Source organism: Asticcacaulis sp. P4_H10 (genome assembly GCF_056400965.1).
In genome coordinates this window covers 62,938-79,555 of sequence record NZ_JBFUKH010000012.1, presented here as the reverse complement: position 1 = coordinate 79,555, position 16,618 = coordinate 62,938, and the positions used below count along the sequence as shown (strand labels likewise).

At 63.6% G+C, this 16,618-nt stretch carries 3 protein-coding genes; all 3 read left to right on the top strand.

Annotated elements, in window-relative coordinates:
• The first annotated feature begins 99 nt into the window (after nucleotides 1–99).
• The 3 genes from AC1DON_RS20780 to AC1DON_RS20770 all read left to right on the top strand — a co-directional run bounded on the left by AC1DON_RS20780 (nucleotide 100) and on the right by AC1DON_RS20770 (nucleotide 16,457).
• Complete coding sequence (locus tag AC1DON_RS20780; protein ID WP_476936737.1) at nucleotides 100–2,577, top strand: calcium-binding protein; 2,478 nt, start codon at nucleotides 100–102, stop codon at nucleotides 2,575–2,577.
• Between the two features lie 431 nt (nucleotides 2,578–3,008).
• On the top strand, nucleotides 3,009–6,383 hold the full coding sequence (locus AC1DON_RS20775; protein ID WP_476936736.1) for a type I secretion C-terminal target domain-containing protein: 3,375 nt from the start codon (nucleotides 3,009–3,011) through the stop codon (nucleotides 6,381–6,383).
• A 189-nt stretch (nucleotides 6,384–6,572) separates the two neighbouring features.
• Nucleotides 6,573–16,457 (top strand): cadherin-like domain-containing protein, encoded by a 9,885-nt coding sequence (locus AC1DON_RS20770; RefSeq protein ID WP_476936735.1) that lies wholly within the window; start codon nucleotides 6,573–6,575, stop codon nucleotides 16,455–16,457.
• Nucleotides 16,458–16,618 lie beyond the last annotated feature (161 nt).

The window sequence follows — 16,618 nt, the reverse complement described above, 5'->3', positions numbered from 1 at the left end:
TTCGACTAACAATAGACACGTAAAAGTGGATGCGGGGCGACGATCGGCGTTATTCGCAATCGCGGCGTGTGTCAGTAACAGTAAGTGTGAGTAAGCGTAATGGTCGATTATTATATCTCCCCCACCGGCAATGGCTCCAAGAACGGCGTTGGCATCAATAACGCCTCGACCCTGAGCCAACTGGACACCATCCTGGGCAAGGCCCACGCCGGTGACCGCATTCTGATCATCGCCGACAAGGGCGATTACAACGTCACCAAGGCCATCAATCTGACACACGGCGGCACGGACGCCGGCAATATCCTGATCAAGGGCGTGTCGTCCTCGGGCGTGGACATGAACGCGACCTTTGTGTCGAACCGCGCCGATGTCTATACGCTCCAGGCCGCGTCGGGCCAGGAAGTGTTCAAGCTGCTGGACGGCGCCAACCACCTGTCGTTCGAGAACATGAACTTCCAGGACGTCAACGCRGCCTTCCGTCTGGCCGGCAAGCTCGAGGGCATCTCGATCGAGCACATGACGGCCGACAATATCAACCGCTTTGTCTATAACCTGGTGAGCGGCAGCGCGACCGACGCCACCGTGTCGGGYCTGACGATCAAGGACRTCGARGTCACCGGCTTTGCCAAGGCCGTCGTGTCCCTGCGTTACGACACCAATGACGTGCTGATCGAGAATGTGTCCGGTGACAGCCAGCACATCGACGGCTCGAACTTCGCCACCGGCGTCCAGCTCGAGGGCACGGTTCACGGCGTTGTCGTCAAGGACACGCAGATGGGGAACATCACCGATACGGTCAACAAGTACTGGAACGGCGATGGTTTCGCGACCGAGAAGGACGTCTATGATGTCGCCTTCATCAACACCTATGCCTACAGCAATACCGACGCCGGCTACGACCTGAAGTCGTCGAAGACCACCCTGATCAATGCAGTGGCCGAAGGCAATACACGCAATTTCCGCTTCTGGGCCACCGACACGGTGCTGGAGAATGTCACCGGGATCGATCCGGTCTATCACGGCGGCACCTCGAACATGCCGGCCAATATCTGGCTGGCGGCCAATGCCAAGGTTACGGTCCGGGACTCCGAGTTCACTGACAAGTCCGGCAAGGCCCTGTTGTTCGACATCAAGAACAGTGGCGCTGAACTGAACGTCGCCAACATCCTCACCAACCAGTCCGATGCCGCTCATGTTCTCAAGGGTGCGACCTCGAAGCTGATCGGCATGCTGACCGGCGACGCCACGCCGAAGCCTCCGGTTGCTGAAAAGCCAGTCGAAAAGCCTGCCGAACCTGTCAAGGGTGTGACCCAGGAAGGCACCGACGGCGATAACACGCTGAAGGGCAGCAACGGCAATGATATCCTGAACGGCAAGGCCGGCAAGGACGCCATCACGGGTGGCGCCGGCCACGACACGATCGACGGCGGCCGTCATGAAGACGTGCTTGACGGCGGCGATGGCAACGACATGCTGTACGGCGGCGTCAATGCCGACACCATCACCGGCGGTGCGGGCAATGACCGCGTCTATGGCGACCTGGCCGCGCTGACCGCTGGCGCAACCGGCGGCAATGACAACGTCCAGGGCGGCGAGGGCGCCGACACCATCTTCGGTGACGCGGCGACCATGAGCGGCGCCGAGGGCGGCAAGGACTACCTGTGGGGCGGCAACGGCAACGACATCATCTACGGCGATGCGCAGTCGCTGACGGCGGGTTCCAAGGGCGGCCGTGACATGCTGTACGGCGACGACGGCAACGACACCCTCTATGGCGACAGCGCTACGTCTTCGGCTTCTTTCGGCGGTGACGACACGCTGAACGGCGGCAAGGGCGACGACGTGATGACCGGCGGCGGCGGCAACGACACCTTCGTCTTCGACGCCAAGGGCTTCGGCAAGGACGTCATCACCGATTTCAGCCGCACGGCTGGCAATACCGACAAGATCGATGTCACCAAGATGAAGGTGTCGATGAGCGACATGACCATCAAGGTCGTCGGCAAGGACACGGTCATTACCTTTGCCGAAGGTGACAGTATCACGGTCAAGAACTTCACCGGCCTGACCAAGGACGATATCGTCGGCGCCGTGACAGCGCAGGCCGCCGCGGCCAACCCGGCGGATCCGTTCAAGGCGACCGACGCTGCCGACGTCATCCATGGCGGCGCTGCTGCGGACAAGATCTACGGCCTGGGCGGCAACGATGTCCTGTTCGGCGAAGCGGGCGACGACGTCCTCTACGGCCGGGGTGACAACGACACGCTTTACGGCCAGGACGGCCGCGATAACCTGATGGGCGACGACGGCAATGACGTGCTGATCGGCGGCAAGGGCGACGACGTCATGAGCGGCGGCGCCGGCATCGACCGCTTCGTCTTCGCCAAGGGCGACGGCAAGGACGTGATCGCGGGCTTCGAGGCCCAGGACTTCATCGACTTCTCCGGCACGGGCCTGAAGCTTGCTGACATTGGCATCGTCGATGTGGCCGAAGGCACCTTGCTGCGCTACGGCGCCGACAGCATCCTGCTGAAGGGCGTGGACCATGTCGATACGCACCACTTCCTCTTCGGGTAGTCATCTTCGAGTAGCCATATTTTAGGGTAGCCAGCGGGGGCTTCCACCCCAAGGGGTGTGACAAGTAACAGGCACGAACGTTTCGGCGTTCGTGCCTGTCTACTTTTGTGAAGCCGTGAATGCACCGCGCATGATCCAATGCAGGCTCCGTTACGTAACCCTTGATTACCTGTCTCTGCAGGCGGCAGGTCGTGACGGCATCGTCCGCGATGTCCTTGCCGGGGAGGTATTGCGGCGGTGATCCCCCTTCATCTCCGCAATACCGCCTTGCCATGTGCGCTGTCGCGCGCGGCACGCCGGATTGTGTGCATTCACGAACACATTACATTACCGTCGCACCACTTGAGATTGCGTCTCGGAAACGGCCGGGTTAGGGTCGGCGTTAACTATAGTGATTATGCATTTTCAAAAAATTTTCGGGGATTACCACCATGGCCATTATCACGGGCAGCGAAACCGCGGACACCCTCTACGATGGGTACGGTGACGATACCATTCTGGGGCTGGGCGGCAACGACTCTGTCACCAGCAATTATGGCAATGATAGCATTGACGGCGGCGACGGCGATGACAGCGTATATGTCTGGAGCGGCGCGCACACCATAGATGGCGGCGACGGCAATGACTTCGTACTGAGCGTCGGCCAAGGCGAAATTCACGGCGGCGCGGGCAATGACACCCTTTACGCCGCCAACTGGTTCGGCACGCCCGGGGTGACTCAGGTGCTGGACGGCGGCGATGGCGATGACGTCCTGTGGGCCGGCAACGATATCGGGACCGGCGCCGTCTTCACCGGCGGCGCGGGCATGGACGCCTTCTTGCCCGCCGCACCGCGCGATACGGCCAACGACGCCGTCGTGACCGATTTCACGGCGGGTGACGGCGGCGATGTGGTCGATCTGACCGAAGTTTTGCGCGGCATCGTCAATTACGACGGCAATCCCTTCCTGAGCGGCCATGTCCGCGTCGTCCAGTCGGGCGATGACGCCATAGTCGAGGTCGACATGGACGGCGCCGCCGGCAGCGCCAAGGACTTCCTGACGGCCCTGACGTTGGAAAACACCGATGTTGCGGCGCTGACGGCGTGGAATTTCCGTGGCATCACCTTCGATGGATCATCGATCGCGGGCGAGGATCTGACGGCGGCGACGCCCACCCTGTGGGGGACGTTCGGCGACGATACCATCACTGGCCAGGACAGCGACGACAGCCTGGTTGGCGACGGCGGCGATGACCTGGTGTTCGGCCAGGGCGGAAACGACACGCTGTTCGGTTATCTCGGCAACGATACGCTGGATGGCGGCGATGGCGACGACTTCCTGTACGACGAACACGGCGAAAACGGCCTCTATGGCGGCGACGGCAATGACTGGATCGAGGTCGCCGGCCAGGGCACCAGCCTTTATGATGGCGGCGAGGGCGCGGACAGCTTTGCGATCAACACCCCCAGGGGGACGCATATCATCACCGGCGGCGGCGGCAGCGACCTCTATACGCTGAATGCGCCTGGCCCGGAGGTGATCATCACCGATTTCGCGGCCGGGACGGGGGGTGACATCTTCTCCTTCGTCAATCTGCGCAATACCTTCACGAATGTCCGTTACGGAAGCGACGCCTTCGCCACCGGTCACCTGCGGCTGGTGCAGGACGGCGACGACACATGGTTGCAGGTCGATCAGGACGGCAGCGTTGGTTCGGCCCTGGGCTGGACCACCCTGGCCGTGCTGGTCGATACGGTCGCCGAGACGCTCACCAAGGCCAATTTCGACGGCTATGATCCGCTGGCGGGCACGCCGGCCGGCAACAACATCCTCATCGGCACAGAGGCCGCTGACAGTCTGGACGGCGAAGGCGGCAATGACGTCGTCTATGGCTATGGCGGCGATGATACCCTGCTGGGTGGTGATGGCGCCGACACGCTCTATGGCGGTGCGGGCGACGACAGCATCGAAGGCGGGGCGGGTAACGACACCCTGTCGGGTGACCAGGACTCAAGCCTGGAAAGCACGCAGGGCGACACGCTCAGGGGCGGCGTCGGCAATGATTACATCATCAGTTCGGGCATCAATTCGTATTCTTACGGCGAGGACGGCGACGACGTGATCACCGGCCTTGGCAAGGTGATAGACGGCGGCGCGGGCAACGACACCCTGCAGCCGGCGGGGAGCAGCCTGGGGGAGCGCGTCAGCGTGTACGGGCGTGATGGCAATGACCGCATCACCTCGGAATACAGCTTCGGCGACATGGACGCCTGGGGCGGCGCGGGCAACGACTCGATCATCGGGGCGGGTACGGCCGACCACCTGTACGGCGAAGCCGGCAATGACTCGATCGGCGGACGCGGCACGGTCGACGGCGGCGCTGGCGACGACACGCTGTTCGGCACGGGCTGGCTTGGCGGCGGCGACGGCAACGATATCATCACAGGCATCGGTACGCTGGAAGGCGGCGCGGGCACCGACACCCTGTGGAACGGATCCAATGCCGCGGCGTGGCTGGACGGCGGAGCGGGTGACGATACCCTGTATGGCAGGGTCGGCAATGACACGATCAAGGGTGGGGCGGGTGATGGTTGGGACAGCCTGCACGGCTTCGAAGGCGATGACAGCCTTGAAGGCGGGGCGGGCAATGACCTGCTGTCGGGCGGCGACGGCAACAACGTCCTGAAGGGCGGCGATGGCCTCGACTCGGCCTTCTATCTTGGCGACACCTATAAGGTCTTGGTCGATCTGGTCCACGGCACGGCTGCGCACTACGACCGCGTAAGCGGCGCCGTCGTGGGCAACGACACGCTGTCGAGCATCGAAAGCGCAGTCGGGACCGCTGGCGACGACACGCTGCAGGGATCGGGCGGCAACAACATCCTGATGGGTGTGGACGGCGACGACCGCATCCTGGCCGGAGCGGGCAACGACTATGTCGGTGGCGGCGAGGGCCAGGATACGATCCAGGGCGGTGATGGCAACGACACCGTGCTGGGCGATGCCGGGACCGACAGCCTGTCGGGCGGCGCGGGGGCGGACAGCCTTGATGGTGGTGCGGGCAATGACACCCTGTCGGGCGGTGCGACCTGGGACACGCTTGTCGGCGGCACAGGCGACGACATCCTCGATGGCGGGCTCGACAATGACCGGATGTGGGGCGGCGCGGGCAACGACACCTATGCAGTCGATAATACCGGCGACCGGGTCTATGAGCTGTATGGCGAAGGCACCGATACGGTAAAGGCGTCCATCTCGTACGCGCTGACGCCGGATGTCGAAAACCTGTACCTGACGGGCACGGCGGTGTCGGGAATGGGTAATGGCTTGCACAATGCCATCAATGGCAATGCCAGCGGCAATGTGCTGGCGGGCGGCCTTGGCAATGACAGCCTCTATGGCTGGGACGGCGATGACAGCCTTACGGGCGGCGCTGATCACGACCGTCTGTCAGGCGGCAACGGCGCGGATACACTTGTCGGCGGCAGCGGCAATGACGTGCTGGGCGGCGGCGCAGGCGCGGATGACTTCGTGTTTGCAAGCATTCTTGCCAATGGCCACGACCACGTCAGCGACTTTGTCCACGGCGTTGACCGGCTGGTGTTCAGCGGTGCAGACTACGGCTTCGCAGCCGGGCATGTGCTGACCAACGCGGAGTTTACCGCGGGGGCTGCGGCCGTAGGGGCCGGGGCGCAGTTCGTCTGGGATGCCGCCACGCACAAGTTGTGGTGGGATGCCGATGGATCGGGGGCCGGGGCTGCGTTCGAGATCGCGCTGATCTCGGGCGGCGCGACGGTGACGAAGGACGATCTGTTCTTTAGCTAAGGCGCAGGCGGCACACCCGTCCACCATTTGCTCCGCAAATGGTTCCATCGCTGGCGGAAGCTATACTTCCGCTGGCGCTATACCCCACGATGTGGGGAGGAGAGGGCGCGATTCCCCCGTGGGGATGGTCCTATGTACACCCACCTGAATCAGCGCTAGGTTGCCCCGATTTACTTTCGGGGGGATATCATGGCCAATATCATCAACGGTACGCCGGGCAACGACACGCTGGGCGATACCACGGGCGACGACAGCATCAGCGGCCTGGGTGGCAATGACAGCATCGTCACCAGCCTTGGCAAGGACACTGTGCTGGGTGGTGACGGCAATGACACCCTGGCCAATTACCAAAATTTCAGCACGACCGTTGGTTATGGTGAGGCGGGCGACGACTATCTCCGCCTCAGCGGCTACCTGGACGGGGGTATCGGCAATGACACCCTGGAATCCCATTATTTGTTCAGCACCCTGATCGGAGGCGAGGGCGCCGATCACCTGTATTCCCTGAACACCCATTATGACAGCCTGAGCGGCGGGGCGGGCAACGACACCATAGAGTCCGGTTCGTCCTCAAACACCGTATCCGGCGGCGATGGCGCGGATTCCATCGACTCCGCTGGGGTCGTGTCTGGCGACGCCGGCAATGACACGATCTACGGGTATAACTCCGCGACGATCAGCGGCGGCGACGGTAACGACGTCATCCGGACCAGCCAGGACTATCGTTACGTCATCGACGGTGGCAATGACGACGACCTGATCTACGGCACCGGCGACCAGAATATCACCGGCGGCTCGGGCAACGACACGGTCGATTTCGACGGGGCGCGTTCGGCCTATACCATCCTCTATACCGGCAGCGACTACCGGGTGCGGACGCCGCAGAACGAGGTGGCCACGCTTTCGGGCGTCGAGTTCCTCAGCTTCGATGACGCGGCGTTCGCGCTCGATGCCTCGGCGGTGGGCGCCTGGATCGAAGGCACGCCAGGCAATGACAGCCTGACCGGCACTGCCTATGCCGACTATATCATGGCCTATGAAGGCAATAACACGCTGACCGGCGGCGGGGGCAACGACACGCTGATAAGCGGCTATGGCGCCGCTTCGGTGGACGGCGGCGATGGCACCGACCTCTTCCAGTTCTATACCGACGCGGGCCGCGGCCGCGCCACCATCGTCAATCTGGGCGGTTCGGACGGCATCGCCATCGTCACCCGTCGCCACGTCTACGACTACGACCCGACCACCCCCATCGTGAAGAGCGTCCAGACCGTCAAGAATGTCGAGGCGATCGATTTCGAGGGCGCAATCGACCTGACCAAGCTGGGCAAGGTCTTCAACGGCAATGGCGCCAACGAGACCTTCAACGGCACGGCGGGGGACGACTCAATCCGCGCTGGCGGTGGCCAGGACACGGTGAAGGGTGGCAATGGCAACGACATCCTGATCGGCAATGATGGCGACGACAGCATCGACGGGGGCGCCGGCAATAACGAGATCGACGGCAGCAACGGCAATGACACCCTGGTCGCCAGCGGCTTCGACACTGTCTATGGCGGCGACGGCAATGACCTGATCAAGGGCCAGACCGGCTTCGACATCATCGATGCGGGCAATGGCAACGACACCATCCATACCAGCGGCAATAACGATGTCGTCCGGGGCGGAACAGGCGACGACCTGATCTATTCGGCCGGCGGCCAAAGCGACCGCATTAGTGGCGGTGACGGCAACGACACGCTGAGCGGTGTGAACGCGACGGCCGCCCTGCGTATCGGCTATGGCGGCAACCTGTCTTCGCTCGAGACCATTGTGGGCTCGGCTTTTGACGATGACATCATAAGCTTTGCGCGTTTGGTTACGGGCGGGTTGGGCAATGACCGGCTTGCCGCCGTTGGCGTCAATGCGACGGTGGATGGCGGGGAAGGCAATGACAGTCTGCAGGGGGGAGCGGGTGACGAGCGCCTGATCGGCGGCGTCGGCAATGACTACCTGTATGCGTACACCGGCAACGACACGGCGGTCTTCGCGGGTGCGCGTTGGATGTATCAGATAGGGCTGGACGCCTACGGCCAACTGGTCGTCGCCGACACGGTGGGTGGCGCCGGGACCGACACCGTGACCGGCGTCGAGGCTCTGGGCTTCGATGACGTTACCCTGAGCGTGAAGACGCTCGTCGGCGACAATGACACGGTGTCCGGCGACATCGTCTTCGGTGGCGGCGGCAATGACAGCCTGAGTGCTGCCTCGCCATGGAGCCAGGTCATCCTCGACGGCGGCTATGGCAATGACACATTGCAGGGCAGCTATTCCAATCAACCGGACATCCTGATCGGTGGCCATGGCGACGACAGCATCGATGTGTCCGGCGCCGATATCGTGGACGGCGGTGACGGTAATGACCTGATCAGTATGTCGCTGAGCACGTCTCCTGCCACCATTACCGGTGGAAATGGCATTGACAGATTTGTGTTCAATGGCGCGTCGGGCGACGTCAACGGCCCGATCTTCGACGGGACTAAGATAATCACCGACTTCGTGGCGGGCGATGGCGGCGAGACCATCGATCTGCGCAATATCATGTGGTCGCTGCGCGGCTATGACGGCCAGGGCCTGGGATCAACCTCATTGCGTCTGGTCCAGGACGGGGCCGACGTGCTGCTGGAAGCCGATCCGGATGCCGCTTCGGGGGCGCGTCCGTGGGAAACCCTGATCCGGTTCAAAAATATCGACCTGTCCCAGCTGACCGCGCACAATTTTGGCGGCTACGATCCGCAGGGGCTGCCGGTTCCGTCCGATGTGCGCATCGGCACAAGTGGCGCGGACACAATGAACGGCGCGCTTGGCAATGACAGCTTCTACGGCGTCGATGGTGACGATTCGCTCTATGGCGGTGACGGGGCGGACCGGCTGGAGGGGGGCGCCGGTGACGACACACTGGAAGGCAATTTCGGTCCGGATACGGTGATTGGCGGCGCGGGCAACGATGTCATCCGCGAAGGCTTCGGCTTCAATCTGATCGATGGCGGCGACGGTGACGACGAAATCTGGGCCAGCGGCACGGCCGTGACCATCACCGGCGGTGACGGCAGTGACACGATCCGGTCCCAGGGTGACACGGGCAATCTGATCGACGCCGGAGCGGGCGACGACGTGCTCATTGTGACGACCAGTCCGGGCGAGATCACGCTTGGCGCAGGCCAGGACCTGGTCATCGTCGAGACCTTCTTCACCAACGGCACCGCACCGGTCATCACCGACTTTACGGTGGGGCAAGGCGGCGACACCCTGCATATCGACAGTCCCTACCGGTATGTCAGCAATTACAGCGGCGGCGATCCGTTCGCCTCGGGCCACTATGCCTGGGTACAGGACGGCGGCGACGCCGTGCTGATGCGCGATTACGACGGTGCGGGCGCCGATGCGGGCGTGGTGACCCAGGTCGTGCGGCTGAAGGATGTCGCGGTCGCCGACCTGACCTGGTTCAATGTATCGAGTTTCGTGGCGCCGACCAACGGCGCCGACAATATCGTCAAATCCGACTATTTCGGGTCGATCGATGGTCTGGGAGGAGACGATTGGGTGCGCGCCCTGGATGGCTATGACAGCCTGACGGGCGGTGAGGGCAATGATACGCTGGACGGCGGCAGCGGCGACGACACGCTTTTGGGTGGGACGGGCGACGACCAGTTGACCGGCGGTAAGGGTAACGACCTGCTGGACGGCGGTGACGGCAATGATACCGTCGTCGTTACGGGCGCGCGGGCCGACTATGGTTTCGGGGTGGACACCTCTGGCAACCTGACCCTGACCGGCAAAAGCGACAGAGCCGGCGGCACGGATGTGCTGCTGGGCGTCGATGCGGTCAGGTTCTCCGACGTTACCCTGACGCGCGAGGCGCTGACCACCGGGCCGGACAGCCGGACTGGCGAGTGGCTGGCCGGCGGTGCGGGCGATGACTGGCTGACGGCCGTCATCGGCACGCCGGGAATCCTCGACGGCGGTGAGGGTGACGACCACCTCTTCGGCAAGCAGAACGATGTGCTGATGGGCGGGGCGGGCAGCGATCGCCTGTTTAGCGGCATGTCCGACGCGGCCACCTTGTCGGGCGGCAGTGGCGCGGACAGGTTCGGGATCGACTCGGCCAGCGTGCCGCGTGGCATGGGTCCGGTGATTGGTGCCGAAAAGGTGATCACCGATTTCACGGCCGGTAGCGGCGGCGATGTGCTGGAGCTGGAATTCCTGCTGCGCACCCTGGTTGGATATAATGGCGATGGCTTCGGATCGGGGTCGATCCGGTTGGTGCAGGACGGGCTGGATACGCTTGTCCAGGTCGAGCCGGATGGCGCGGTCGGGACGCGGCTGTGGGAGACTGTCTATCGGCTGGAGAATGTCTGGGCCGCCACGCTGACGGCCGAGAACCTGGGCGGCTACGATCCATGGGGCGCGCCGGCCACGCCGCGCGTGCTGAACGGCGGCAGCGGGACGGACTACGATTTCGGCGGGATCGGCCACGACAGCCTGTCGGGCGGTGACGGCGACGACGTCCTGTTCGGCCGTGACGGCCGCGACAGCATCGATGGCGGGGCCGGCAATGACCGGCTGCAGGGCGATGCCGGCAACGACACCGTTCTGGGTGGTGACGGCGACGACGATATCAATGACTTTGCCGGTTCGGACCGCCTGGATGGTGGCGCGGGCGACGACGCGATCGCGGCCCATGATGACTACGCCACCGTTACCGGCGGCGCGGGCAGCGACACCATAGCGGCATGGATGGGCGCTGGCGGCAGCGTGGACGCGGGCGCGGGCGACGACCTGGTCCTGGCTGATCCGGTGAGCGCCTCGATCACCCTGGGCGACGGCCGCGACGTGCTGAACCTTTATGGCTGGATGCGCGACTATGCCGCCGTCGTGGTGACGGACTTCGAAGCCGGGGCAGCGGGCGATGTCCTGCAGATTCAGCAGCTCGCGACCTATCTCAGCAACTATGGCGGCGGCGATCCGTTCGCTTCGGGACATCTGCGCTGGGTCCAGTCGGGCGCCAAGGCCATACTGGAAAGCGATCGTGACGGCAGCGGCCCGGGCGGCTTCACACCGATCCTGATCCTGAATAACGTCGATGTCGCCGACCTGACGGCCCAGAATTTCGCGGCCCTGGCGGCGACGGCCGGGGACGACGCCCTTGTGGGCGAGGACTTTGTCAATGACACCTTCGACGGCGGCGACGGCGACGACTGGATCACCGGTTTCGACGGCTTCGACAGCCTGTCGGGCGGGGCAGGCGACGACACCATCACCGGTGGCCGGGGCAGCGACTTTATCGATGGCGGCGACGGCAACGACACGGCGGTCTTCTCGGGCAAGCGGGCGGACTATGTCGTCACCTTTGGGGATGGCGTGGCGACCGTACAGGGTGCCTATGGCACAGACACGGTAAGCGGGGTGGAGAAACTCATGTTTGACGACGGGGCAGTGGGCAGTAACGTAGCGCCAGTGCTGACCGGCGACCTGGCGGCGACGGTGGCCTTCGGGGGCGCGTATATCCTGACGGCGGGCGATATTGGCTTTACCGACCCGGACGACACGGACGTTGTCTTCGACGTGTCGAACGTCAAGGGCGGCGGCGTCTTTGTCGGTGGCGAACAGGTCACAAGCTTCACGAGCACCGATCTGGCGGCGGGTCTGGTCGCCTTCCGCCACGGCGGCTATTCGGCCGATGCGGCGGGCTTCGACGTCACGGTCGGCGACGGTGACGACACATCGGCCAAGGCGGCGTTTGCCGTCGCGGTTGACGCCAGCGCCGGGCGCGCGATCACTGGCTTCGACGCAGGTGAGATCGAACTGATCTCGAAGAACGCAGCGGGCGTCCAGGGCAATGCCGGGACGGGCGGCTATGTCGGCACTCCTGACGGCCGTTACGTCCTGTTCAGCAGTTCCGCGACTAACCTGGTCGAAGGGACGCCGGACGATCACCAGCAGCACGTCTACCGCAAGGATCTGGTGACGGGTGAGGTGTTGCGCGTCGATGGCCTCAACGACGGCACGATCGGCAACGCGACCGCCTGGGCGACCAGCATTTCCGACGATGGCAACCTGGCGATGTTCGTGTCGAGCGCGACCAATTTCGGTCCGACAGGCAGCATCACGCCCTATTTGGCCTACACCAAAAACCTGATCAGCGGCGAAGTTACCATTGTTTCGACCATGCCGGGCGGCGGCATTCCGGACGTCGGCGCGTTCAATGGCATGCTTACGCCGGATGGCGCCAAGGCCTATTACACCGCGATTTCCTTTAACCTGGGCGCCGGCGTGCCGATCGATTTCTCAGGCATGATCTACGTCAAGACGCTGGCCGATGGTCATACGGTGCGGGTCGACGACTTTAATTCGACGCACGACTGGACCTACTATTCGGCCGACCTCTATGATATGACGCGCGACGGCGGGAAGATCCTGTTCGGCAGCAATGCACCGAATCTGGTCGCCGGCGACACCAATGGAGGATACGACCTGTTCGTCCTCGACACGGCGACCGCCGTCATCCAGATCGCCACCGTGCCTTCGTCGGGCGCGTCGCTTTCCCTGAACGAGGTCATGGGCGGACGGTTGTCGGCCGATGGCAGCAAGGTCGCGTTCGCGACCGGCGCGATGGGCGTGACCGGCGCCGATGGGGGCGGGGTGAAGCAGGTCTATGTCAAGGACATGGCCACTGGCGCGGTGACGCTGATTTCCACCGATGCCACGGGTCATGTGGGCAATGCCGATTCGAGCTTTGGTGACTTCTCGGAGGACGGCAATGTCGTCTACTTTACGAGCACCGCCACCAATCTGGTTGCCGGCGACGACAACGGCCAGCAGGACCTGTTTGCCTATGACCTGACGACGGGCACGGTCACGCGCGTCGCGGCGGGTAATGGCCTGACCTATGAAGGCCTGTCTCTTAATGATGACCTCTATGCCTTCACCAGCGCGGCCAGCAATCTGGTGGCGGGCGACGAAAACGGCGCAAACGACGCCTTCCTGATGCACGTCACCGGCAATGACAGCCTGACGGGCGGCGCGGGCAACGACACGATCGCGGGCAAGGGCGGCGACGATACGCTGACCGGTGCCGCGGGCGACGATGCGCTGGATGGTGGCGATGGCGACGACCGGGCGGTCTTTTCGGGCAACCGGGCCGACTATACCGTCAGCGTTAATGGCGCCAACGCGACCGTTACCGGCGCGGACGGCACGGATACACTGACGGACGTCGAATGGCTCAGCTTCGCTGACGGTACGGTGGCGCTCGACAGCCTGGCCAATGTCGCGCCGGTGCTGACTGGCGACCTGGCGGCGACGGTTCAGTTCGGCAAGTCCTATGTGCTGACGGCGGCCGATATCGGCTTTACCGATCCCGACGACACGGAGGTGTTCTTCGATGTGTCGAACGTCACGGGCGGCGGTGTCTTCGTCAACGGCCAGCAGTCCGACTGGTTCAGCAATGACGAACTGGCGGCGGGTCAGGTCACCTTCCGCCATGGCGGCTATACCGCTGGTGCGGCGGGCTTTGATGTCACCGTAACCGACGAGATCGATACGTCGGCAAAGGCGCATTTCGCGGTTAGCGTCGATGACAGGGTCGGCCGCGTCGTGACAGGCCATGAGGCCGGCGACATCGAGCTGATCTCGAAGAATGCGGCGGGCGAGCAGGTCAATGCCGTCACCGGCGCCTATATGGGCTCGGCGGATGGCCGCTATGTTGTCTTTGGAGGCAATGCCACCAACCTGGTCTTCGACGGCCAGAACGACGGCCAGCAGCACCTCTATCGCAAGGACCTGGTGACCGGCGATGTCGTGCGCATCGACACGGCGGATGACGGCGAATTGGCCAACAGTTCCAGCTTCGCGATCGACGTGTCGGCGGACGGCAACCTGATCCTGTTCGGAACGTCGGCCAGCAATCTCGACGCGGATGGCATGGCCGTAACGCGCGTTTTCATAAAGAATGTCACGACTGGCGAGGTCAACCTTCTGGCGGGCGATCTGCCCAATGGCGGCACAGTGTCCCTGGCCTACACCGGCGGCTTCACCGGCGATGCCAGCAAGGTTGTCTTCAGCGCCTGGTCGTTCGACGCGCCGGGCACGATCGACTTCGTGGAGCTTTTGTATGTGCGCTCGCTTGCCGACGGCACGATACAGCAGTTGAGCGACTTTAATGCGCCGGGCGCGTGGACCCTCTACCAGGCGAACTTCTCCGACGTGACGCCGGATGGCAGCAAGGTGCTGTTCAGCAGTAGCGCGCCCTATCTGGTGGCGGACGACTTTAATGGCGATTACGACCTGTTCGTGCTCGATACGGCGACGCTGGCGGTTTCGCTCGTCAGCGCGCCGGCGTCGGGCGAGGCGGCCGGCGGCACGGTCTTTTTCGACGGGCACATTTCCGCCGATGGTACGAAGGCCGTCTTCGGCTCGACGGCGTCCAGCCTGACGACTGTCGATACCGGCGGCGACGGCCAGGTCTACGTCAAGGATCTGACGACCGGCGAAGTCACGCTGATCTCGAAGAATGCCGCGGGTGAGGCTGGCAACGACCAGTCGGACGGCGTGGTCTTCTCGGCAGACGGCAAGACCGTCTATTTCGCCAGCTTCGCCGACAATCTGGTAGCGGGCGACGACAACGGCATGTCGGACATCTTCGCCTACGACCTGACAAGCGGCGGGCTGACGCGCGTCGTGGCGGGTGATGACGACAGTGAATGGGCGACGTCGCTGACGCCCGACCGGCTGCTGTTCAATTCGTATGCCAGCGACCTGGCGGGCAGCGATGCCAATCCGGACCTCGACGTCTTCCTGCTGCACGTCACCGGCAGCGACAGCCTTGTGGGCGGCGCGGGCAATGATACCCTGCGCGGTCTGGGCGGCAATGACACGCTGGACGGCGGGCTTGGCAGTGACAAGCTCTATGGCGGCAAGGGTAATGACACCTATGTCATCACCCAGGCCGGAGACCAGGCCATCGAGAACGCCAATGAGGGCTTTGATACGGTCTGGGCCAGCATCAACTACAAGGCAGCCGGCAATATCGAAGCGGTCGTGCTGACCGGGACGGCCAACATCCAGGCCCAGGGTAATGCGCTCAACAATGTGCTGACCGGCAATGCCGGCAACAACACGCTGACCGGCGGCGACGGCAATGATACGCTGTCGGGCCAGGAGGGCAACGACAAGCTCGATGGCGGCAATGACCACGACGTGCTGACGGGTGCGGCCGGCAATGACTCGCTGAGCGGCGGGGAGGGTTCGGACAGCCTCGATGGCGGCACCGGCAACGACCAGCTGAGTGGCGGGGCGCGCTGGGATACGTTGAAGGGCGGCGAGGGCGATGACATCCTCGACGGCGGCGCGGACAATGACGCCATGTACGGTGGTGCGGGCAATGACACCTATGTCGTTGATCACACCGGTGACCGGGTCTACGAGACCTATGGCGAAGGCACCGATACGGTGAAATCGTCGGTCTCGTTCGCCCTGTCGCCGGACGTCGAGAACCTGTACCTGACCGGCACGGGCAATACCGATGGCACCGGAAATGGCTTGCATAACGCCATCAACGGCACCAGCGGCAACAACGTGCTGACGGGCGGTCTTGGCAATGACAGCCTCTTTGGCTGGGATGGCAATGACAGCCTGACGGGCGGCGACGATCACGATCGTCTGTCGGGCGGCAACGGCAATGACACGCTCATCGGCGGCAGCGGCAACGACATTGTCGGTGGCGGCGCGGGCGCGGATGACTTCGTTTTCTCGGGCACGGCGGTCAATGGCCACGACCATCTCAGCGACTTCCAGCATGGTGTGGACCGCCTGGTCTTCACAGCCAGCGACTATGGCTTCGCGGCCGGACACGCGCTGACGGCGGCCGAGTTCACGCTCGGCGCCGCGGCGGTCGGGACGGGGGCGCAGTTCATCTGGAACGACGCGACCGACCGGCTGTACTGGGATGCCGATGGTTCGGGTGCGGGGGCGGCGTTCGAGCTGGCCATCGTCACGGGCACCAGCGTCACGAAGGACGATCTGTACTTCGTCTAAAGCGATATGCCAAAAAGTGTGCAGCGGTTTTTGGCAAAATATCAAGGCCGCCGGATCATCTCCGGCGGCCTTTTTATTGGCGGTAACATTTTCGCATGCCTTGCGACTTGAGATTGCGCGGTTTCGCCTGCTGGGCTAGCGTGCATTAACCATAAACCATT

Excerpts from the sequence above, each read along its gene's own strand:
- AC1DON_RS20770 (WP_476936735.1), top strand. The coding sequence starts at position 6,573 with ATGGCCAATATCATCAACGGTACGCCGGGCAACGACACGCTGGGCGAT.
- AC1DON_RS20775 (WP_476936736.1), top strand. The coding sequence starts at position 3,009 with ATGGCCATTATCACGGGCAGCGAAACCGCGGACACCCTCTACGATGGG.